Raw genomic sequence first — 20814 nt, 5'->3', positions numbered from 1 at the left:
CCGCGATGAAACGCCTGCGCCATTTCCTGTCCTCGATGGTCGGGCGGTTGTTCGTGATCCTGCTGCTGGGCATGAGCGTGGCCGCGATCGGCGCGACCATGCTCGCCACCTCCAAGCGGCAGCAGGAGTTCGAGCGGCAGAACCTGAACCGCATCGCCGACCGCCTGCAGGGTTACGTCAACCTGCTGGACGGCAATCCGGAACTGCGCGAGCGCCTGCTCGAGATCGGTGGGCCCAGCGTCCGCGCCCTGCAACCCGGCGCGCGCCTGGGGCGGGCCGATACAGCTCTGATGGAAGTGCTGGATGACCGGCCAGGCCCGGTCGCACGCGCGCACGTGCACTTCGCTTCATTCCGCTCCTGCATCCCCAAGCTGCAGGAACTGCTGCCGCCGCCGCCGCCCGGGCATCGCAAGCACCCGCGCGAGCGTGATCCGGCGTTCATTCCGCCCAAGTGCCGCGCGGTGGACGTAACGCTCACCGATGGCACGCTGCTGAAGCTGGCGCTGGATTCGCCGGCGGTAGCGCACAACGGCATCCTCGCCGTTGACCCGTGGTTCCTGACCCTGCTGGTGTTGGCGATCGCGGTGCTGGCCTATATCGTCGCGCGCATTGCAAGCGCGCCGCTGCAGGAGTTGGCCGCTGCCGCCGAAGACCTGGGCGACGACCTGCAGCGCGATCCCTTGCCGCTGCGCGGGCCGCGCGAAGTGCAGCGCGCCGCCGAAGCCTTCAACGCCATGCAGCACCGGCTGCAGCGGCACCTGGCCGAGCGCACGCAGATGCTGGCAGCGATCACCCACGATCTGCAGACGCCGCTGACGCGGCTGCGGCTGCGGCTGGAGAATGTCAGCGACGAGGCCCTGCGTGAGCGCCTGATTGGCGATCTGGCCGCGATGCAGGCACTGGTACGCGAGGGCCTGGAGCTGGCCCGCAGTGCCGAGAGTGCCGAGCAGCGTGCAGCACTGGACCTGGATTCGCTGCTGGAGAGCATTGTCGAGGACACCGCCGAAGGCGGCGCCGATGTGGTCTTCGAAGGCGGCAGCGGGGCGGTGCTGATGCTGCGCCCGCTGGCCATGCACCGCCTGTTCTCCAACCTGGTGGACAATGCGGTGATGTATGCGCAACGGGCGCGGGTACGGGTCGAGCGCAGTGGGGGTGCGATCACCGTGGTGGTGGCCGATGATGGCCCGGGCCTGGCCGAGGAGCAGCTGGAGGCGGTGTTTGATCCCTTCGTGCGGGTGGAAACCTCGCGTTCGCGCCAGACCGGCGGGGCCGGGCTGGGCTTGACCATCGCCCGCGCCCTGGCCGAGAAGGATGGGGCGCGGCTGTGGCTGCGCAACCGTGCCGAAGGCGGGCTGGAGGCGGTGGTGCAGTGGCCGGCCAGCGCCCAGGTGACGCCGCCGGGGCGCGCCGGCTGAGCCTTCGCAGCTGGCGATGGTGACGCGGTGGGCCGGCTTTGGCCTATCATCTGCCCAACTTCCCAGTTCCCCCCCGATGAGCCAGCCCGTTCCCGCCGGCATGCCGCTCCGCGCTGCCCGGCTGTTCCCGCACGCTGCCAGGCACGGCAGCCCTGCCTGGCCGCCGCCGCTGCACTGATGGCCGCACAGGGGGACATCCGGCGCTGGGCGGAGCGCCGCGGATCAGATATCGGTCGATGGCTGCGACAGGGCCTGCTGTGCCTGCTGCTGGCCCTCGCGCTGCCGGTGGCTGCGCAGGAAGGGGCGCCGCCGCTGCGCGACTATGCCATTGATGTATGGACCTCGCGCAATGGCCTGCCGCACAACTCGCTGCGTGACATCGCGCAGACCCCCGAAGGCCACCTGTGGTTCGCGACCTGGGAAGGCCTGGTGCGCTACAACGGCCTGGATTTCACCGTGTTCGACCGCAGCACCCGCCCGGGCCTGCGCGACAACGGCATCGGCGCGCTGTTCGTCGACCGCCAGGGTGGCTTGTGGATCAGTGATTCGCGCGGCAACGTCAGCCACCGTGGCAGCGATGGCCAGTGGCGCGTCTGGGAGCACCAGGCCGATACGCCGCAGGTGCTGATCCAGTCCATGCAGATGGACAGCCAGGGCCGGCTGTGGCTGCTGTACGAGGGCAAGGGCATCGGCTATCTGACACCGGACAATGGCATCGTCTACCAGGCGCCGGCGGCCGACCTTCCGATGGCGATGAGTTTCACCAAGCTGGTGGTCGATGCGCAGGACCGGGTCTGGGTCGGTACGCTGGACGGCCTGGTGCTGCGCGACAACGACGGCGTGCTCAAACGCGCGCCCGCAGCCTGGGGACTGGGGGCCGGCAGTGGTCTTTCATGGCCCTACCGTGCGCCGGATGGTGCGCTGTGGATCGTCGCCGGCGAGCGCCTGTACCGGGTGGAAGATGACCAGCTGGTGCTGATGCACCGTCTGCCGGGACAGCTGCACATGACCTCGATGCTGCAGGATCGCCATGGTGACCTTTGGCTGGGCACCGAGAACCAGGGCCTGCTGCGCATCTCCGCCCATGGCCTGGAGCGGCTGCCGGCAGGCCTGAACCTGCCGGGCGGACGCGTGGTCAGCCTGCGCGAGGACGCCGAGGGCAGCATCTGGGTGGGCGCCAACGGCGGGCTGTACCGCCTGCGCGAAACGCTGTTCAGCAGTTACACCGAGCGCGATGGGCTCAGTGGCGACTATGTGCGCACCGTGTTCGAGGACCGCGACCGCCAGCTCTGGGTGGGCAGCGCCAGCGGCCTCGATCTGCAGACGGCCGACGGCCGCTTCCGTGCGATGCCCCTGCACAACCGCGGTGGCAAGGCACCTTCGGTGCTCAGCCTGGCGCAGGGACCGGACGGTGACCTGTGGGTCGGCACGTTCGGCGATGGCGTCTACCGTCTTGGTCCCGACGGCCGGCTGCGGCACAACTACGCCGCTGCCGATGGCATGCCGGGCGGCAACATCCGCGCGATCAGCGTAGACCCGCAGGGCGTGGTCTGGGCCGGCACGCAGAAGGGCGTGGTCCGCATCGACGGCGACCGTGTGCAGGTATCAAGCATGGCGGGCATGCCCGGGGGCCTGATCACCGCGCTTGAGCACGATCATCAGGGCAACCTGTGGATCGGCACCATCGAGGGAATCCGCGTGCTGCGCGGCGACCACGTGCAGTCGATCGACCTCGCGCCGATGGGCGGTGGCCGCAGCGTGTTCGGCTTCCACCAGCTGGGCGACGCGATGTGGATCAGCAGCGACCGTGGCCTGTACCGCTGGCGGAACGGGATGCTGGCGCGGGTGGGGCTCGAGCAGGGTATGCCGGTGGACGCGGTGTTCCAGCTGGTGCCTGATCGTCTTGGCAACGTGTGGGTCAGCAGCAACCGAGGCGTGCTGCGCACCGACATGGCTACCCTGAACGCGGTGGCCGATGGCCGAGCACCCCGGGTGATGGTGGAGCGCTACAACGAGATCGACGGCATGACCAATGCGCAGGCCAACGGCAGCTCGGGGCCTTCGGCGATCCTGCGCCAGGACGGCACGTTCTGGGTGGTGACTGCCGGTGGCCTGAGCACGGTTGATCCGCAGCGCCTGCAGCGCTTCCGCGAGCGGCCATCGCCGCCCGCCGCGATCGAGAGCGTGCAGGTGGATGGCGCGCCGGTGCATTGGGAAGGACCGGATCGCAACGCCATTCCCGGCGGCCGCCGCCTGGCGGTCAGCTATGTCGGCCTGAGCTACCTGATGTCTGACCGGATCCGTTACCGCACGCGGTTGGATGGGCTTGATGCCGGCTGGGTCGAGCGCGGCCCGCAGCGCAGCGTGGAGTTCGTCGGCCTGCCGCCGGGCGAATACACCCTGCACGTGGCGGCGGCACATCCCGGTGGCAGCTGGGGCCAGCAGGAGGCGGTGTGGAGCTTCACCGTGGAGCCGTTCTGGTGGCAGCGACGCAGCGTGCAGGTGCTGGGGGCACTGGTGCTGCTGGCCGGGCTGGTGGCGCTGTACCGCTTGCTGCTGCAGCAGTTGAAGGCCAGCAACCTGCGCCTGGCACGGCGGGTGGACGAAGCAACTTTCGACCTGCAGGCCAAGACCGTGCACCTGCAGGCGCTGAACCAGGAAAAGACCGAACTGGCCGAGCGCCTGGCACGCCAGGCTGAGGCATTTGAACGGCAGGCCCGCGAGGATGCACTGACCGGCCTGCCCAATCGCCGCGCCTTCGACGAAACCCTTGCCCGCGACTTCGCCCGTTCGCAGCGCAGTGGTCATCCACTGTGCCTGGTGGTGCTGGATATCGACCACTTCAAGGACGTCAACGACCGCCACAGCCACAGCATCGGCGATGCCGTGCTGGTGCAGGTGGCGCGCTTGATCGCTGCGGCCTGCCGCGATTCGGACCTGCCGGCGCGCACCGGCGGTGAAGAGTTCGCGCTGCTGCTCAACGACACCCGCCTGGAAGAGGCCGCACAGCTGTGCGCACGCCTGCGCGGCCTGTTCCATGACCACCCGGACTGGGCCGGTGTGGAAGGCCTGCGCGTGACCTTCAGCGCGGGCCTGGTGGAGCTCGATGCCGACGACCGCACCCCGGCGCTGCTGTACCAGCGCGCAGACCGTGCACTGTACCGCGCCAAGAGCGATGGCCGCGATCGTACGAGTATTGGTTGATCGCATCCACGCATGGCGTGGATCCACCGTGCGGTGAGTGGTGGGTGCGGACCGTTGGTCCGCACTGCGTGGATGCGGTTGCGCCGTTGGCTGCCTTACCGCGGCCAGGCGTTGGCGATGGTGCAGAACAGCCGCGCGGTCTGTTCGGTGTCATACACCGCGCTGTGTGCCTCGTTGGCATCCCAGCCCAGCCCGGCGGCCGTGGCGGCGCGCGCCAGCACGGTCTGCCCGTAGGCGATGCCGGCCAGGGTGACCGTGTCGAACACGCTGAACGGATGGAACGGGTTGCGCTTGTGACCGGTGCGGGCCACGGCGGCGTTGACGAAGCCAAGGTCGAAATGGGCGTTGTGGCCGACCAGGATCGCGCGCTGGCAGCCGTATTTCTTCATTGCTGCGCGCACCGGGGTGAAGATGTGGTCCAGTGCGGCCTTTTCTTCCTTGGCCAGCCGGAACGGATGGTCGAGGATGATGCCGGTCACTTCCAGCGACTTCGGGTCGATCTCCAGGCCTTCGGCCGGCACTACATGGGCGCTGGCGGTCTGGCCCGGGTACAGCAGGCCGTTCTCGTCCATCTCGATCGGCACTGCGGCTATTTCCAGCAGCGCGTTGCGCTGGCTGTCGAAGCCGCCGGTTTCCACATCCACCACCACCGGCAGGAAACCGCGGAAGCGTTGTGACATCGCGCGCTGCGCCTGGGATACTGCGGAATCGGGAGCGGCGGCAGGTGCGGGAATGGGGTCGGTCATGCGTGAATTCTAGCAGAGCGACCCTGAGCGCCCGGCCACGCAGCCCATGCCCGCCACCGTGGCAGAACCCGGTAGGTGCCAGCCTTGGTTCGCACGCGATGCGCCGACCAAGGTCGGCATCTACCGGACCGCGGGACGTGCCGTCGTACCCGACGGATGCCACCGCCACAGCAACGCATCCACGCTCAGCCTGCCTGCGCCGGTGAAGACCAGCGGCAGCAGCATCGCCATGAACAGCACCGGCAGCTTGAAGTTGCCGAAGCCTTGGTCAGTGATCGCATAGCCCATGGCGAGGTCGCCCAACGAGTTCCATTGCATTGGCCAGTGCACGGCGTAGGTGGCCACCACGGTCAGCACCAGCAGGCTGGCAGCGGCAAAACGGGTACCAAAGCCGAACAGCAGGCAGGCTGCGCCGAGCAGTTCAAACCAGGTGGCCAGTTGCCAGTTCAGGGCAGCGGGCAGCTGGTTGAACGGAAACGGGAAGGCGTCCTGCAGATCGGCGAACCAGTTCTGGCCTTGCAGTTTCTCGCGGCCGGATTCGAAGTATTCCCAGGCCAGCAGCAGCCGCAGGCCGAGCGGGGCCAACCAGGGGGCGAGACGGTCCAGCTGGCCACGCGCGGTGGCCAGGGGCGGAAGCTTCATCGGTGCATCTCCGGGGCGGGGAAGGGAGGCGTCAGGCAGGTGCGGTCAAAGGGCCGATCACGCCGGCCCGCAGGAACTGCTGCAGCAGCGCGGCACCGGGTTCGGCCAGCGTTTGTTCGGCCAGGCCATGCGCGGCGGCCAGTTGCTTCAGATAGGCATGTCCATCGAGGCCGGGCTGCTCCCCGATGCTGGACAGCAGGTACACCGCCAGCGGGCTGAGTACGGCGAAGCGCACCTCGCCATCGGCCTCGCGACGCACCAGCAGGCCGGTCGGCTCGGCCGGCAACTGGGTAGGTGCGTCCTCGGCGCCGAGGCGGTGCACCGGCCATTGGTACAGCAGCGGCCACGCCAGCGGTGAGCGCTGCAGCGGCACCCGCAGCGGGTCGATGTCCGCTACGACCGGCAGCGGTTCGGCGTCCAGTTGGTACAGCGCGGTTTCCACCCACTCGTAGTGGGCCAGTTCGGCCAGCGCAGGGTGTGGCAGCTGCGGCTGTGCCTGCAGCCACTGCACGAATTCGGCGGCCAGTTCGGTGAACAGCGGCGTCTGGCAGCGATGGGTTGCGAAGTAGTGGCGCACCAGTCCGCTCCAGGCTGATACGCCGAGCAGGCGCACGCAGACCGGAAAGCCGTTGCTCAACAGGCCGAGCAGGTTGTTGAACAGCAGCCGCTGGTAGACCGCGACGCGCCGTGGCTCCAGCCCGCCCGGTGGCGGCACGCCCTGGGGATCTCGCAGATAGGCGGTGAATGCGTGCTGCTGCGCACGCAGCGTGGCGGGGGTATCAGCCATATGCCGCCTCCGCGTGCACGGCCTGCAGGCGGCGGATGGTCTGCAGTTCGCCGCGCAGTTCGGCATAGGGCGGGAAATTGAAATCGCGTTCGAGCAGGGTGGGGCGAGCGCCGATGCGCGCATAGGTGCGTGCCAGCAGCTCCCAGACCGGGTCGATCACCGCGCTGCCGTGGGTATCGATCTTCAGGTCCGGTGCCTCGTCCAGATGCCCGGCCACGTGCAGGCAGACGATGCGGTCTGCGGGCAGGCCAGCGATGAACGCGTCGGCGTCGTAACCGTGGTTGCAGGCGTTGACGTAGACGTTGTTGACGTCCAGCAGCAGGTCGCAGTCGGCTTCGGCAATCACGGCGTTGGTGAAGGCCAGTTCGTCCATCGCCGGTTCCGGTGCCAGGTAGTAGGACACGTTTTCCACCGCGATGCGGCGACCCAGCACGTCCTGCACGCGGGCGATGCGTGCGGCGGTATGGCGCACCGCTTCATCGGTGAAGGGGATCGGCAGCAGGTCGTACAGGTGGCCGTCGTCGCTGCAGTAGCTCAGGTGTTCGCTGTACAGCGGCACGCGGTGTTTTTCCAGGAACTGGCCAACCTGCTCCAACAGCTGCGTATCCAGTGGCGCAGTGCCGCCCAGCGACAGGGACAGGCCGTGGCAGCTCAGCGGATGGCGCTGTGCCAGCTCGGCCAGTGCGTCACCGGCGGGGCCGCCGACATGGATCCAGTTCTCCGGCGCGCATTCGAGGAAATCGAAATCGCTAGCCGGTGCATCGCGCAGCTCCTGCAACAGCGCCCGGCGCAGCCCCAACCCGACGGCCGCCGCACGAAGCGGCGACCGCAGGTTGGCGATGCTGGCGCGGACCTCAGTGCTTGCCACCGCACTTGCCTTCGCCACACTTGCCTTCGGCGGCCTTCTTGTCGCCGGCCTGAGCCTTGGCGCCTGCTGCCGCACCGGCAGCCTTGCCCTTGTCGGCGCCGCACTTGCCTTCGGCGGACTTGCCATCTGCGCCACACTTGCCTTCGGCATGCTTGGCGGCCTCTGCGGAGGTCTTGGCTTCGGCGCCCTTGGCATCGGTGCTGGCCTTGGCAGCCTGGCCAGCCACCAGATAGCCCTGGGCCAGGTCGCTCATGCTCAGCGCCGAGGCATTGGCGGTGATGCCAAGGCCGGCGGCCAGGGCGGTAGCAGTCAGCAGGGACAGGGTCTTGTTGGAACTGCTCATCGGTCGTGCTCCTGGGTGGTGTGGGCGGGTGCCCGGGTGGCCGGCAGGGATGCCGGTGGAAACGATGGTGCCGCGATCCTACTCAACGAATCCTCGCCAAGACCTCAAATTTTCGTGAGGTTTGTTACAGAAGGGGAACACGGTTCCCGGTGGATCCACGCCATGCGTGGATGAATCGCCGGAACGCCCAGAAACAAGAAGGCCGCTGTCACCAGGACAGCGGCCACCTTGGAGTCGACTCCGGTGTTGCAGTGCAGCGTCAGGGCTGGCCGGTGCTGGAGGTCTCGTCGCGCTTCTCGCGCGGCGGCAGCGGCTGCTCCCCGTGCACCAGGAACCATACGTTCTCGGCGATGTTGGTGGCGTGGTCGCCCACGCGCTCCAGGTTCTTGGCCATGAACAGCAGGTGCGTGCACGGGGTGATGTTGCGCGGGTCTTCCATCATGTAGGTCAGCAGCTCGCGGAACAGCGCGGTGTACTGTGCGTCCAGGCGGGCGTCGTCCTCGCGCAGTTCCAGTGCGGCGTCGGCGTCATTGTCGCGGTAGGCGGCAATGGCACGACGGACCTGCTGCGCGGCCAGGCGGCCCAGCGCACGCAGGCCCTGGATCTGCGGCAGCGGCGGCACCTTGCCCAGCGCGATCGAACGCTTGGCCACGTTCGCTGCATAGTCGCCGATGCGTTCGATGTCGGCCGGGATGCGCAGGCCAGCGAGGATCTCGCGCAGGTCGCGCGCCATCGGGCCACGCAGGGCCAGGCGCATCACGTCATGGCTGATCTGCTGCTCCAGCGCATCAATGGCTTCGTCGTTGGCGATGATGCGATGGGCGGCGTTCTCGTCGCGCTTCTCGATCACGTCCATCGACGCTTCGAGCTGGGCGACGGCCATCTCGCCCATGCGCACGATTTCGGCCACCAGGCGCTGCTGCTCTTCGTCGTAGCTCTTGACGATGTGGTCGTTGGGAAGGTTCATGGTCTGCAATCCGGGTGGAGCCAGGCCGTGCCTGGCTGGGACATGTGGCGAAGGATCAGCGTCGATCAGCCGAAGCGACCGGTGATGTAGTCCTCGGTCTGCCGCTGCGACGGCTGCGAGAAGATCACTTCGGTGCGGTCGTGCTCGATCAGGTCGCCCAGGTACATGAAGGCGGTGTAGTCGGAAACGCGCGCGGCCTGCTGCATGTTGTGGGTGACGATGACGATGGTGTACTCGTGCTTGAGCTCTTCCACCAGCTGCTCGATGCGGCTGGTCGAGATCGGATCCAGCGCCGAGGTCGGCTCGTCCAGCAGCAGCACCGACGGGCGCAGCGCCACGGCACGGGCGATGCACAGGCGCTGCTGCTGGCCACCGGACAGGCCCAGCGCGCTCTGCCCCAGCTTGTCCTTCACTTCGTCCCACAGTGCACCCTGGCGCAGTGCCTGCTCGACGCGGTCGGCCATATCGGCCTTGCTCAGCTTCTCGTGGTGGCGGATGCCGTAGGCCACGTTCTCGAAGATGGTCATCGGGAACGGCACCGGCTTCTGGAACACCATGCCGACCTTGCTGCGCAGGCGGTTCATCGGGTACTTCGGCGACAGGATGTTCTCGCCGTCCAACAGCACCTCACCGCGCGCTTCCAGCTTCGGGTACAGCGCGTAGATGCGGTTGAAGATGCGCAGCAGGGTCGATTTGCCGCAACCGGAAGGACCGATCAGCGCGGTCACGCGCTTTTCCGGGATTTCCAGGTTGATGCCCTTCAGGGCGTGGAACTTGTCGTAGTAGAAGTCCAGTCCACGCGCAGCCAGCTTCACCGGCGACGGCGTGTGCAGGCTCTCGTGCGAGGACGGCACGGCGATGCGCTGCATCGGCACGGCGTTGGAAAGGTCGTTCATGGCGTTGTCCACGGAAAGGTCAGTCATGGGAGATACGGTTGCGCAGCAGGATGCCGCGGGCGGCAAGGCTGACCAGCAGCACGAAGACAGTCAGCACCAGGGCACCGGCCCAGGCCAGTACCTGCCAGGATTCGTACGGGCTGCCGGCGAACTGGTTCATCACCACCGGCACCGAAGCCATCGGCTGGAAGATGTTGTTGTTCCAGTACTGGTTGCCGAAGGCGGTGAACAGCAGCGGAGCGGTCTCGCCGGAGATGCGGGCCAGCGCCAGCAGGATGCCGGTGATGATGCCGGCCGAGGCACTGCGGTACAGCACCTGCACGATCACCTTCCACTGCGGGATGCCCAGCGACAGGGCCGCTTCGCGCATCTGCGAGGGCACCAGGCGCAGCATCTCGTCGGTGGTGCGCACCACCACCGGCAGCACGATGAAGGCCAGCGACAGGGCGCCGGCGAACGCCGAGAAATTGCCGCCGGTCTGCATTACATACAGCGTGTAGACGAACAGGCCCAGCACAATGGACGGCGCCGACAGCAGGATGTCGTTGACGAAGCGAACCACGGTGCCGGCCTTGCGGGCGTTGCCATACTCGGCCAGCCAGGTGCCGGCCAGCACGCCCAGCGGGGTGCCGATGCCGATGGCCAGTGCACACATCACGGCACTGCCGAAGAAGGCGTTGGCGAGGCCGCCGTCCTGCATCGGCGGTGGCGTCATCTTGGTGAACAGATCCCAGTTGATGCCGGCCAGGCCCTTGGCAGCCAGGGTGAACAGGATCCAGCCCAGGAAGAACAGGCCGAACAGGGCGGTGGCGCAGGACGCAGTGATCGCAACGACGTTGCCGATGCGGCGGCGCAGGTACAGCGAATCAGCGGTGGTGGACATCAGTTGCCCTCCTTGCGGGACAGGCGCATCAGCATCAAGCGGGCGATGGCGAGCACCACGAAGGTGACGATGAAGAGGACGAAGCCGAGCAGCAGCAGGGCCGAACGGTAGGTTTCAGTGGCTTCACCGAAATCGTTGGCGATCAGCGCAGCAATGGTGGTGCCCGGTTCCAGCAGCGACGGCGACAGGCGCACGCTGTTGCCGATCACGAAGGCCACCGCCATCGTCTCGCCGAGGGCGCGGCCGAGGCCGAGGAAGATGCCGCCGATCACCGCCGAGCGGGTGTAGGGCAGGACGATGTCCCAGCTCACTTCCCACTTGGTGGAGCCCAGCGCATAGGCCGATTCCTTCAGGCGGGTCGGCACGGTCAGGAACACTTCGCGCATCACCGAGGAGATGAACGGAATGACCATGATGGCCAGCACGAAACCGGCGGTGAGCATGCCGATGCCCAGCGGCGGGCCCTGGAACATCGGGCCGATCACCGGCCATTCGCCCAGGGTCTCGTTGAGGAACGGGGTGACGTACTCGGTCATCACCGGCACCAGCACGAACAGGCCCCACATGCCGTAGATGATCGAAGGGATGCCGGCCAGCAGTTCGATGGCGGTACCGACCGGGCCACGCAGCCAGCGCGGCGCGACTTCGGTGAGGAAGAAGGCGATGCCGAAGCTGACCGGCACGGCGATGACCATCGCGATGACGGCGGTGACCAGGGTGCCGTAGATCGGAGCCAGAGCGCCGAACTTGTTTTCGACCGGATTCCAGTCGGCGGAGAAGAAGAAGCTCAGTCCCTGCATCTGCAGGGCATGGCGACCGCCCCACAGCATCGACAGCGCGGCGCAGGCCAGGGCGATCAGGACGAAGATGACGGTGCCGACCAGCACCCATCGGAACAGTGTGTCGTTGCGGGCATCACGCGCATCACGCGTGGACGGGGCGGCTACAGGCTGGGCGATGGCATTCATGGGGACGGCTGGGCCAGGAAGGGGCGGGGCGGCACGGCGTGGAACAAGCGGTGCCCGCGCGGGGCGGGCACCGTCGAGTCCCTCACTTCAGGTCGGTCGCCCAGTAGGCCTCGATCTGCTTGACCAGTTCGGCCGGCAGCGGCACGTAGTGCAGCTCGTTGGCCTGCGCCTGGCCGTTCTCGAAGGCCCACTTGAAGAAGGCCAGGGTGTCCTGGTTGCGCTTGGCATCCTTCGGCTTCTTCTGCATCAGCATGAAGTTGGTGGCGGTGATCGGCCACGCCTGCTCGCCCGGGGCATTGGTGATGACCAGGTTGAAGTCCTTGGCGCTGGCCCAGTCGGCGCTGGCGGCCGCGGCGGCGAAGGTTTCCGCGCTCGGCTCGACCCAGTTGCCGGCCGCGTTCTGCATGGCGGTGTACGGCATGCCGTTCTGCAGCGCGTAGGCCAGTTCGACGTAGCCGATCGAGCCCTTGATCTGCTTCACATAGGAAGCGACGCCTTCATTGCCCTTGCCACCGACGCCGTCCGGCCACTGCACCGAGGTGCCTTCGCCGACCTTGCTCTTCCACTCCGGGCTGACCTTGGACAGGTAGTTGGAGAAGTTGAAGGTGGTGCCCGAACCGTCCGAACGGTGGACCAGAGTGATCTTGCCGTCCGGCAGCTTCACGCCCGGGTTGGCGGCGACGATGGCCGGGTCGTTCCAGGTCTTGACCTTGCCCAGGAAGATGTCGGCCAGCAGGGCGCCGCTCAGGCGCAGCTTGCCGGCTTCCAGGCCTTCGATGTTGACCACCGGCACCACGCCGCCGATGGCCGACGGGAACTGCGCCAGGCCGGCCTGGGCCAGCTCCTCGCTGCTCAGCGGCTTGTCGGACGAACCGAAGTCGACGGTGCCGGCCTTGATCTGGGCGATGCCGCCGCCGGAGCCGATCGACTGGTAGTTGATCTTGGCGCCGGTGCTGGCGTTGTAGTCGGCCGACCACTTGGAGACCAGCGGGAAGATGAAGGACGCGCCGGCACCGGACACTTCGGCGGTCACCTTGGCACCGGTAGCGGCCGGGGCAGCGGCACCGTCGGTGGCCGGCTGCTGCGCGGCCTGCTTGTCGCCACCGCAGGCCGACAGGCCCAGGGCGATGGCCAGGGAAAGGGCGGCAAGGCCGGCCGAGTGCAGTTTCATGGTCACTCCATAGCGGGGAAGAGCCGACGCGGTCGGCGGATGCGGCTATGAAATGATGTTTTTGTTACAGCCGTATTACGACCATGACAGAGGTGCCCTGGATCACGTTCTGACAAGGGTTTCACAGGGTTGGCGCCGATCCGGCAGTTGCCCAGAAACCCCGGATCTGCGCACTGATATGACGGCCGGTGCAAGGTAGAGCCGAGCCCGCGCTCGGTTGTTCCCTGCCCTCGGTAGCTGCGGACCGTTGGTCCGCACGCTCCAGAGCGCAGCCGAGCCTGGCTCGGCTCTACAGAGTCAGGCGCATCCCCAAGAACAAGAAGAGCGCGAGATCTCGAGGATCTCGCGCCCGGGTGGGAGCGGCGGGGGAGAGAGGACCCGCCGCCCCCGTTCCTGCGGGGGAACGCGCTTACTTCAGGTTCTGCGACCAGTAGGTCTCGATCTGGCGGACCAGGCTGTCCGGCAGCGGCACGTAGTCCAGCTGGCGGGCCTGGGCATCGCCGTTCTTGTAGACCCAGCGGAAGAATTCCTGGGTCGCCTTGCCATTGGCAGCATTCTTCGGCGTCTTCTGCACCAGGATGAAGTTGGTGGCAGTGATCGGCCAGGACTCGGCGCCCGGCGCATTGGTCATCACCAGGTAGAAGTCGCGGGCGTTGGCCCAGTCGGCACTGGCGGCAGCGGCAGCGAACGAGGTGTCGCTCGGCTGCACGAACTTGCCGGCGGCATTCTTCATCGCCGTGTAGGAGAGCTTGTTCTGCAGCGCGTAGGACAGTTCGACATAGCCGATGCCGCCCTTGATCTGCTTCACGTAGGCGGCAACACCTTCGTTGCCCTTGCCGCCGATGCCGGCCGGCCACTGCACCGAGGTGCCTTCACCGACCGAGCTCTTCCACTCCGGGCTGACCTTGGACAGGTAGTTGACGAAGTTGAAGGTGGTACCCGAGCCGTCCGAACGATGCACGACGGTGACCTTGGCGTTGGGCAGGGTCACGCCCGGGTTCAGTGCGGCGATGGCCGGGTCGTTCCAGGTCTTGATCTTGCCCAGGAAGATGTTGGCCAGCACGGCGCCGTCCAGCTTCAGGGCGCCCGGCGCGATGCCGGCCACGTTGACCACCGGCACCACGCCACCGATCACCGACGGGAACTGCGCCAGGCCTGCAGCAGCCAGGTCTTCCGGCTTCAGCGGCGCGTCGGAAGAGCCGAAATCAACGGTCTTGGCCTTGATCTGGGCAATACCGCCGCCGGAACCGATGGACTGGTAGTTGACCTTGTTGCCGGTTGCAGCGCTGTAGTCGGCCGACCACTTGGACATGACCGGGTAGATGAACGATGCGCCCGCGCCGGTGATATCGGCGGCGTTGGCGGCGAACACGGACGATGCAGCCAGGATGGCGACAGCGGCGCGCGACTTGAAGGCGTGGATCACGGGGAGACTCCTGGGGTGGTGGTCGAAGGGCGGTTGCCCGACGTTTCGGTGCACATTCCATAACGGTTGCGTGACACGCCCGCGTCTGTCATATGACGCGGGCGTGACACGCGTCATGAGGGATGTCACGTCCGCTGCGCCGGCTGGGCAGCGCGGGTGCCGATGCAACGACGAAGGCACGGCCGGTGCCGTGCCTTCGCGGTTCAATGCAGGTGGCGGGACTTACCAGAAGAACTGCGCGCGGGCTTCCAGGATGTTGGGATCGTCGTTGACGAAACCGCGCGCCGTGGAGCTGTACTTCTTGCTGTCGACCATCACGTAGTTGAGCATCAGCTTGAAGTTGGAACGCAGGTACCAGTTGGCGCCCACGGTCCAGATGTCCATCTTGCCACCCAGCACGCCATCGACGATCGGCGGGCGACCGGCGACCGGATTGGCGGCGAGGTTGCCGTCATTGAGGTCCATGTGGTCGTAGCGCACGCCCAGCTGCCACTGGCCGCCGGCCGGGTTGTTCGGCAGGCCGGTGCCCGGAGTGCCGCCCTTGTAGCTCCAGGTCTCGCCGGTGACGTTCCACACGCCGCTGATGTAGTAGCCGTCGCTGGTGTAGTTGTCGTGGTCGTAGCGCTTGGCCTTGCTGGTGTAGTACTCGGCCTGGGCCTTGAATGGGCCCTGGAAGTACATCGCTTCGGCACCGATGGTGCTGACGCGGTCGGTGTCGGTCAGGTTGCCGCTGTCGACCAGGCGGGCAGTGGCGAGGTCGGCATTCGGACGCGCACGCACGCGCAGGGTGTCGGCGTCGGCGTCGTAGTTGACGTAGCTCAGACCGAAGTGCAGGACCTGGCCCTTTTCATTGATCGGGGCCCAGGTGCCACGCGCGCCGTAGCCGCTGCCGTGGGCCAGGTTGCGGGTCAGCTCGCGGCCGAAGGCGCTGGCGGTCACCGACCAGTTGTCCTGGCCGTAGCTGTACGCGCCGCCCAGGCGGCGGGCGATGGCATAGGTATTGGTGACCGCTGCCTTGGAAATGAAATCGTTGTTCTTGGTGCTGGACAGTTCTTCCAGGCTGTTGGGCTGCTTGAACTGGCCCAGCTGCAGGAAGTGGTTGGCGTTGCCCAGCAGCTTGTACTTCACGTTGGTGTCGAGGAACTTGTCGGCCTTGGCGTCATAGCCGACCACCCACTCCACGTTGCCCGGGCCCTTGCCCTTGAGCACCAGCTCGGCGCGACGCAGTTCGAATTCGCTGTTCTTGCCGTTGCCGGCGTCGCCACCGTTGAGGTCCACCACATCGTTGTGGAACCAGTTGCCGTCGGCCTGGACCAGGCCTTCGAAGGTGATTTCCGAACCGCCGATCACGTCGATGGCGACTTCGGCGTGTGCAGCCGGCACATACAGCGCAGCAGCCACGGCCACCGTCAGGAGTTGGTGATGCAGTTTCATGGAGAGGAGCCTTGCAGGCAGGTGGGAAGATGCGCGCAGGCTAGAAGGTAAAGATTGCGTAAATGTGACAGTTCACGCGCGACAGACATCCACCGCAGGCCCCGTCACGGCAGGGCCTGCCATTGAAACCGTTTGCGTATGACGCCCGGATTGCGCCTTGGTTGCAGTCGATCCACGCCCTGCATGGATGCGGCCGTCACTCGGCCGCGGTCTTGTCCTTGAACCGGCACAGGTCGGCGATCACGCAGCCCGGGCAATCCGGCTTGCGCGCCTTGCACACGTAACGTCCGTGCAGGATCAGCCAGTGATGCGCGTCGAGCAGGAAATAGGCGGGGATCACCTTCACCAGCTTGTCTTCCACTTCGCGCACATTCTTTCCCGGGGCCAGGCCGGTACGGTTGGCGACGCGGAAGATGTGCGTGTCCACCGCCATTACCGGCTCGCCGAAGGCGGTGTTGAGCACCACGTTTGCGGTCTTGCGGCCCACGCCCGGCAGCGCTTCCAGTTCTTCGCGATCGCGCGGCACTTCACCGCCATGCTTCTCCAGCAGGATCGCGCAGGTGGCGATCACGTTCTTCGCCTTGGCATTGAACAGCCCGATGGTGGAGATGTACTGCTTCAGCCCGTCCTCACCGAGCGCAAGGATCTTTGCCGGGGTGTTGGCGACCGGGAACAATCGGCGCGTGGCCTTGTTGACGCCGACGTCGGTGGCCTGCGCCGACAGCGCCACCGCCACCAGCAGCTCGAACGGCGAGCTGTACTCCAGTTCGGTCTTCGGGTGCGGGTTGAGTTCGCGCAGGCGGGTGAACATCTCCACCACGTCGGCGCGCGGCATCGTGCCGCCACGCCGCGCCGGGGCGCGTGCGGTTTTCTTCGTGGTCGCCATTACTGCTCCTTGCCGCTGGCGCGGGCCTTGGCCCGGGCGAGGATGGCGGCTGCCGCGGCGGGCAGGGCGGGCTTCACGTCCGGCGCCGGGGCGGGCGTGCGCCGCGCGTCACGTTCGGCTTCGCGGCGGGCCAGGCGCACCGCTCGGGCGCGGTAGCGTTCGCGCGCGGCCCAGGCACGACGCAGCTGTTGCTGGGCCTGGCCGAGGCGATGCGGAAGATCCGGGTGCCCGGGCAGCAGCCGGTCATCACCAGGCTGGGCGACGTAGTCCATCAGCCCGGCCTGCAGCGCGCCATCGATATCGTCCGCCTGGACCCGGGCAAACAACTGGGCGGGATCGGGTCGGGAAGTCATGCCGTCAGCGGTTCTGGAAAGCGGGTGGGCGACGCTGCAGGAAGGCGCTGGTGCCTTCGCGCATGTCTTCGGTGGCGAACAGCAGCCCGAACTGCGCGCTTTCGTACTCCAGGCCCGCGTCCAGGCTGCATTCGCCGCCCACGTGCACCGCATCGAGCAGGCCACGCAGGGCCAGCGGGGCCGAGCGTGCCAGCTGGCGGGCAATGTCCTGCACGCGATTGTCCAGCGCGTCGGCGGGCACCACTTCGTTGACGATGCCCAGTTCCAGCGCACGCGCGGCGGCGATCGGCGCCCCCAGCAGGCACAGCTCCAGGGTGGTGGCGCGGCCGCACAGGCGCAGCAGCCGCTGGCTGCCGCCGAAGCCGGGGATCAGGCCGAGGTTGATTTCCGGTTGGCCGACCTTGGCGGTATCTGCGGCGATGCGCAGATGGCAGGCCATCGCCAGTTCCAGTCCACCGCCCAGTGCGAAACCATTCACGCGTGCGATGACCGGCTTCGGCATCCGTTCAATCTGGCGCATCAGGGCCTGGCCCAACAGCGAGAAATCACGTCCCTGAACCGCGCTGAGTGTGTTCATCTCGGCGATGTCGGCGCCAGCCACGAACGCCTTGGGGCCCGCCCCGGTCAATACCACGACGCGCACCTCCGGATCGGCGGCGGCGTCCCTGAAGGCATCGGCCAGGCCCTGCAGGGTCGCGGCGTTGAGGGCGTTGAGCTTGTCCGGGCGCTGGACGGTCACGGTGCGGATGGCGCCGTCGTCGTAGACAGCGATCAGGGCATCGGCCACGGGGAAAACTCCTGAAACGTTAAAAAAAAGTGATATTGAACTCTGCAAACGCAGGCGGGTCATAGCCTGCATCGTGAGTAGCGGTTACACGTTGCGCCCGTTATCCTAACCCGTCGCCTCAGGGCGGCGCAGAACGTCCCTGAGTTACCACCCCTGGAGAACTGTTTGATGAAGTTGCGTTCTATCGCGGTCGCCGTCGCGGCCCTGGCCCTGACGGGCAATGCCTTCGCCCAGGACGTCTCGTCCGAAAAGGGCAAGCTGAGCTACTACTTCGGTTACGACTACGGCAACAACCTGGCGGAGCTGACCGGTCGTGGTGAGCAGCTGGACATCAACTCGGTGGTGAAGGGCCTGCAGGATGCCTACGCCAAGAAGCAGCCGGCGATCACCGCCGAGCAGCTGAAGCCGGCCGTTGAAGCGTTCCAGAAGCGCGAGCAGGGCCGTGCCCAGGCTGCCAAGGCCGAGTACGAGAAGGCTGCTGCCGAAAACAAGACCAAGAGCGATCAGTTCATCGCGGCGAACAAAGCCAAGGCCGGCGTGCAGTCGCTGCCGAGCGGCGTCCAGTACCGCGTGATCGAAGCCGGCAAGGGTGCCAAGCCGACCCAGGCCAGCACCGTGCAGCTGGAAGTGGCCGGTCCGTTCCCGTACGGCCAGCGCCCGACCGAAGCCCGCCCGGCCCAGCAGATCCCGTCGATCAAGGTCAGCGAAGTCGAAATGAAGGCCATGCGCGAGACCCTGCTGCAGATGCCGGCAGGCTCGAAGTGGGAAGTCACCCTGCCGCCGGACCAGGCCTACGGTGCGGACCCGCGCACCCCGTTCCCGCCGAACGTGGCTGTGCAGTTCGAGATCAAGCTGGTCAGCGTCAAGTAAATCGAAGCAGTAAACCAAACGCGCCGGTGACCCCACCGGCGCGTTTTTGTTTGCGCAGTGCTGACGGTAGAGACGACTGTCAGTCGACCGCTCTTGGGTCACATCGGGGAAACGCCCGCGCTGCGCGCGCGAGTCGACTGACAGTCGACTCTACCGTCCGGCCGGGCCACCCGCGCAAATTCAGCCCGATCGCGCTACTGTTGGCGGGTGCAAACAATGGAAGAAACGGCGCGTGTTGTCGCAAGTCCCTGCATCGGAGTGTGCACGCTGGATCCGGACCGGCAATGCACCGGCTGCGGGCGGCATCTCGAAGAAATCGCGCGGTGGTCGTCAATGAACAACGAGGAACGCAGCCGCATCCTGCACCGCGTGCAACCGTTGCGTGCACAATTGCAGCAATCGCTACGCGGATCGCTGGCCGACCACGAGCGCTTGGTGCGCGCACTGCATCCTTTGGCCGAACCGCCGGCCGGCGACGGCTGGAACCGCAGCGAGCTGATCGACCTGCTGCCACCGGGGCCGCCTGTGGAGGCGGCGGTGCTGGCCGGCATCGTGCCGCGCGCCAACGGCGCGCAGGTCATCCTCACCCGTCGCACTGAAACCCTGCGTACACATGGCGGCCAGGTCGGGTTCCCCGGTGGCCGCACCGAACCCGATGACCGCGACGCGCTGGCGGCCGCCCTGCGCGAGAGCCAGGAAGAAATCGCATTGGCGCCCGGCCAGGTGCAGCCACTTGGCTATCTCGACCCCTTCGTGACGATCACCGGCTACCGGGTCACGCCGGTGGTGGCGGTGGTCGATCCGGAGTTCGTGCCGGTGCCGCAGCCCAGTGAAGTGGCCGAAGTGTTCGAGGTGCCGTTGGACTACCTGATGGCCCCTGACAGCCTGCGCCAGGTCGAAATCAATCATCGCGGCCGCATCCGCCACGTCCTTGAGTATGGCTGGCCCGGCCAGCGCATCTGGGGGGCGACCGCGGCCATCCTCTACAACCTGCGTCGCCGCCTGGAGCAAGTGCAATGAACCCGATCAAGCAGCCGTGGACCACCCTGGTCGATGTCGACACCCTGGCCGCTGCACTGGGCGAAGGCGTACGCGTGGTCGACGCCCGTGCGACCGCCAGTACCGCCGTGCGCGTGGTCGATGCGCGTGCTTCGCTGGCGGACCCGCAGGCTGCGGGCGGCCAGTACCTGGCAGGGCACATCCCGACTGCGGTGCATGCCGATCTCAATCGCGATCTGTCCGATCTCGGCCGCATCGGCCATGGCCGTCACCCATTGCCCGACAGCGATGCTTTTGCCGCGAAACTGGGGCAGTGGGGCATCGGCCTCGACACCCAGGTGGTGGTCTACGATGGCAGCGACGGCAGCATGGCCGCCTCGCGCCTGTGGTGGCTGCTGCGCCTGATCGGGCACACCAAGGTGGCTGTGCTCGATGGTGGTATCGCCGCGTGGCAGGCCGCAGGGCATCCGTTGGCGACGGGACAGGGTGAAGTGACAGCGCTGCCTGCCTACCCGGGCCGCTTCGACACCACCCAGGTCGCCAGCGCCGATGAAATCACCGCGCGCCTGAAACATGCACCGGGCTGGTTGGTCGACGCACGCGCAGGTGAACGCTTCCGCGGCGAAGTGGAGCCGCTGGACCCGGTCGCTGGCCACGTACCCGGCGCGGTCAACCGCCCGTTTGCGTTGAACGTCGCCGACGGCCGCCTGCGCGATGCACAGGAACTGCGCGCCGAATTGCAGGGCGTGATCGGCAACCGCGATCCGCAGCAGGTGGTGCTGATGTGCGGCTCCGGCGTGACCGCCTGCCACCTGCTGCTGGCGATGGAAAGCGCAGGACTGAGCGGCGCGCGCATCTATGCCGACTCCTGGAGCGGCTGGGTGAGCGACAGCAGCCGCCCGGTGGCGACCGGCGCCTGAGAAGCGCGGGGTCGGAGCCGTTTTCCAACGGAAAACGGCTCTGACCCTATCGAGCGTAAATCCGGGTCAGAGCCCGTTGCGTCGCCACGGGATCCGACCCCGTGCCGACCAAGGTCGGCACCCACCAACAGCGGCAGAAATCTGTCGAAGGCGGGGTGGGTCCGGTTGCGGGGCCGACCGAGCTTACATGGGTGAGGGCGCTTTGCTTGCGAAGCACTGCTTCGCAAGCGCCCGAACGCACAGCCGCCA

General features: G+C 67.0%; 20 protein-coding genes. 5 read left to right on the top strand and 15 right to left on the bottom strand.

Annotation, left to right across the window (positions count from 1 at the left end; translation table 11 throughout):
* Positions 1 to 5 precede the first annotated feature (5 nt).
* Together N5C25_RS15715 and N5C25_RS15710 are read left to right on the top strand one after the other, a co-directional pair.
* Positions 6 to 1415, top strand: a complete 1410-nt coding sequence (locus tag N5C25_RS15715) for an ATP-binding protein (RefSeq protein WP_021204122.1) — start codon at positions 6 to 8, stop codon at positions 1413 to 1415.
* Positions 1416 to 1592: 177 nt separating this feature from the next.
* A complete protein-coding gene (locus N5C25_RS15710; protein ID WP_058979466.1) occupies positions 1593 to 4619 on the top strand; it encodes a ligand-binding sensor domain-containing diguanylate cyclase in 3027 nt (1008 codons plus the stop codon).
* Positions 4620 to 4714: 95 nt separating this feature from the next.
* On the opposite strand, the gene rnt is transcribed toward N5C25_RS15710, so the two are convergent.
* From rnt to N5C25_RS15635, 15 genes are all read right to left on the bottom strand, one after another.
* Positions 4715 to 5365, bottom strand: a complete 651-nt coding sequence (gene rnt, locus N5C25_RS15705; protein ID WP_019659084.1) for a ribonuclease T — start codon at positions 5363 to 5365, stop codon at positions 4715 to 4717.
* A gap of 120 nt (positions 5366 to 5485) precedes the next feature.
* Positions 5486 to 6007 carry a DoxX family protein gene (locus N5C25_RS15700; protein WP_058979468.1) on the bottom strand — a complete coding sequence of 174 codons (522 nt, stop codon included), beginning with the start codon at positions 6005 to 6007 and terminating at the stop codon, positions 5486 to 5488.
* Positions 6008 to 6038: 31 nt separating this feature from the next.
* Entirely contained in the window at positions 6039 to 6794 is a 756-nt protein-coding gene (locus N5C25_RS15695) for a putative DNA-binding domain-containing protein (RefSeq protein ID WP_058979470.1), read from the bottom strand.
* On the bottom strand, positions 6787 to 7662 hold the full coding sequence (locus N5C25_RS15690; protein WP_251102608.1) for a DUF692 domain-containing protein: 876 nt from the start codon (positions 7660 to 7662) through the stop codon (positions 6787 to 6789). The genes N5C25_RS15695 and N5C25_RS15690 overlap by 8 nt, the downstream gene beginning before the upstream one ends.
* Positions 7649 to 8005, bottom strand: a complete 357-nt coding sequence (locus tag N5C25_RS15685; protein ID WP_058979473.1) for a hypothetical protein — start codon at positions 8003 to 8005, stop codon at positions 7649 to 7651. The genes N5C25_RS15690 and N5C25_RS15685 overlap by 14 nt, the downstream gene beginning before the upstream one ends.
* A 259-nt stretch (positions 8006 to 8264) precedes the next feature.
* Positions 8265 to 8972, bottom strand: coding sequence for a phosphate signaling complex protein PhoU (gene phoU, locus N5C25_RS15680; protein ID WP_005408787.1), 708 nt, complete (start codon positions 8970 to 8972; stop codon positions 8265 to 8267).
* A 65-nt stretch (positions 8973 to 9037) separates the two neighbouring features.
* A complete protein-coding gene (gene pstB, locus N5C25_RS15675; protein WP_005408788.1) occupies positions 9038 to 9868 on the bottom strand; it encodes a phosphate ABC transporter ATP-binding protein PstB in 831 nt (276 codons plus the stop codon).
* A 19-nt stretch (positions 9869 to 9887) separates the two neighbouring features.
* Positions 9888 to 10751 carry a phosphate ABC transporter permease PstA gene (pstA, locus tag N5C25_RS15670; RefSeq protein WP_005415894.1) on the bottom strand — a complete coding sequence of 288 codons (864 nt, stop codon included), beginning with the start codon at positions 10749 to 10751 and terminating at the stop codon, positions 9888 to 9890.
* On the bottom strand, positions 10751 to 11719 hold the full coding sequence (gene pstC / locus N5C25_RS15665) for a phosphate ABC transporter permease subunit PstC (protein ID WP_019659079.1): 969 nt from the start codon (positions 11717 to 11719) through the stop codon (positions 10751 to 10753). Before pstC ends, pstA begins: the two co-directional genes overlap by 1 nt.
* Positions 11720 to 11801: 82 nt before the next feature.
* Entirely contained in the window at positions 11802 to 12890 is a 1089-nt protein-coding gene (gene pstS, locus N5C25_RS15660) for a phosphate ABC transporter substrate-binding protein PstS (protein WP_058979476.1), read from the bottom strand.
* Positions 12891 to 13299: 409 nt separating this feature from the next.
* Positions 13300 to 14316 carry a phosphate ABC transporter substrate-binding protein PstS gene (pstS, locus tag N5C25_RS15655; protein WP_005415897.1) on the bottom strand — a complete coding sequence of 339 codons (1017 nt, stop codon included), beginning with the start codon at positions 14314 to 14316 and terminating at the stop codon, positions 13300 to 13302.
* A gap of 222 nt (positions 14317 to 14538) precedes the next feature.
* On the bottom strand, positions 14539 to 15750 hold the full coding sequence (locus N5C25_RS15650) for an OprO/OprP family phosphate-selective porin (RefSeq protein WP_049411264.1): 1212 nt from the start codon (positions 15748 to 15750) through the stop codon (positions 14539 to 14541).
* 196 nt (positions 15751 to 15946) lie between these two features.
* Positions 15947 to 16636, bottom strand: a complete 690-nt coding sequence (nth, locus tag N5C25_RS15645; RefSeq protein ID WP_279937244.1) for an endonuclease III — start codon at positions 16634 to 16636, stop codon at positions 15947 to 15949.
* Entirely contained in the window at positions 16636 to 16989 is a 354-nt protein-coding gene (locus N5C25_RS15640) for a hypothetical protein (protein WP_279937243.1), read from the bottom strand. Before N5C25_RS15640 ends, nth begins: the two co-directional genes overlap by 1 nt.
* A gap of 4 nt (positions 16990 to 16993) precedes the next feature.
* Entirely contained in the window at positions 16994 to 17776 is a 783-nt protein-coding gene (locus tag N5C25_RS15635; RefSeq protein WP_262212557.1) for an enoyl-CoA hydratase-related protein, read from the bottom strand.
* 168 nt (positions 17777 to 17944) lie between these two features.
* Here N5C25_RS15635 and N5C25_RS15630 point away from each other — a divergent pair, with 168 nt between their 5' ends.
* The 3 genes from N5C25_RS15630 (at position 17945) to N5C25_RS15620 (ending at position 20565) form a co-directional block, all read left to right on the top strand.
* Entirely contained in the window at positions 17945 to 18646 is a 702-nt protein-coding gene (locus tag N5C25_RS15630) for an FKBP-type peptidyl-prolyl cis-trans isomerase N-terminal domain-containing protein (protein ID WP_005408797.1), read from the top strand.
* Positions 18647 to 18862: 216 nt separating this feature from the next.
* Positions 18863 to 19666, top strand: coding sequence for a CoA pyrophosphatase (locus N5C25_RS15625; RefSeq protein ID WP_058979482.1), 804 nt, complete (start codon positions 18863 to 18865; stop codon positions 19664 to 19666).
* A complete protein-coding gene (locus N5C25_RS15620; RefSeq protein ID WP_058979483.1) occupies positions 19663 to 20565 on the top strand; it encodes a sulfurtransferase in 903 nt (300 codons plus the stop codon). The genes N5C25_RS15625 and N5C25_RS15620 overlap by 4 nt, the downstream gene beginning before the upstream one ends.
* Positions 20566 to 20814: the final 249 nt, after the last annotated feature.

Source organism: Stenotrophomonas sp. GD03958 (assembly GCF_029839005.1).
GTDB lineage: Bacteria > Pseudomonadota > Gammaproteobacteria > Xanthomonadales > Xanthomonadaceae > Stenotrophomonas > Stenotrophomonas hibiscicola.
The sequence above is the reverse complement of the archived record's forward strand: the minus strand, read 5'-3'. Positions and strand labels throughout refer to the sequence as shown.

Bases quoted from the DNA above. Each gene is read 5' to 3' on its own strand.
- pstA (WP_005415894.1), bottom strand. From the start codon at position 10,751: ATGTCCACCACCGCTGATTCGCTGTACCTGCGCCGCCGCATCGGCAAC.
- N5C25_RS15700 (WP_058979468.1), bottom strand. From the start codon at position 6,007: ATGAAGCTTCCGCCCCTGGCCACCGCGCGTGGCCAGCTGGACCGTCTC.
- pstC (WP_019659079.1), bottom strand. From the start codon at position 11,719: ATGAATGCCATCGCCCAGCCTGTAGCCGCCCCGTCCACGCGTGATGCG.
- N5C25_RS15620 (WP_058979483.1), top strand. From the start codon at position 19,663: ATGAACCCGATCAAGCAGCCGTGGACCACCCTGGTCGATGTCGACACC.
- N5C25_RS15650 (WP_049411264.1), bottom strand. From the start codon at position 15,750: ATGAAACTGCATCACCAACTCCTGACGGTGGCCGTGGCTGCTGCGCTG.
- N5C25_RS15630 (WP_005408797.1), top strand. From the start codon at position 17,945: ATGAAGTTGCGTTCTATCGCGGTCGCCGTCGCGGCCCTGGCCCTGACG.
- N5C25_RS15695 (WP_058979470.1), bottom strand. From the start codon at position 6,794: ATGGCTGATACCCCCGCCACGCTGCGTGCGCAGCAGCACGCATTCACC.
- N5C25_RS15640 (WP_279937243.1), bottom strand. From the start codon at position 16,989: ATGACTTCCCGACCCGATCCCGCCCAGTTGTTTGCCCGGGTCCAGGCG.
- N5C25_RS15710 (WP_058979466.1), top strand. From the start codon at position 1,593: ATGGCCGCACAGGGGGACATCCGGCGCTGGGCGGAGCGCCGCGGATCA.
- N5C25_RS15625 (WP_058979482.1), top strand. From the start codon at position 18,863: ATGGAAGAAACGGCGCGTGTTGTCGCAAGTCCCTGCATCGGAGTGTGC.
- nth (WP_279937244.1), bottom strand. From the start codon at position 16,636: ATGGCGACCACGAAGAAAACCGCACGCGCCCCGGCGCGGCGTGGCGGC.
- pstB (WP_005408788.1), bottom strand. From the start codon at position 9,868: ATGAACGACCTTTCCAACGCCGTGCCGATGCAGCGCATCGCCGTGCCG.
- rnt (WP_019659084.1), bottom strand. From the start codon at position 5,365: ATGACCGACCCCATTCCCGCACCTGCCGCCGCTCCCGATTCCGCAGTA.
- N5C25_RS15715 (WP_021204122.1), top strand. From the start codon at position 6: ATGAAACGCCTGCGCCATTTCCTGTCCTCGATGGTCGGGCGGTTGTTC.
- phoU (WP_005408787.1), bottom strand. From the start codon at position 8,972: ATGAACCTTCCCAACGACCACATCGTCAAGAGCTACGACGAAGAGCAG.
- pstS (WP_058979476.1), bottom strand. From the start codon at position 12,890: ATGAAACTGCACTCGGCCGGCCTTGCCGCCCTTTCCCTGGCCATCGCC.
- N5C25_RS15685 (WP_058979473.1), bottom strand. From the start codon at position 8,005: ATGAGCAGTTCCAACAAGACCCTGTCCCTGCTGACTGCTACCGCCCTG.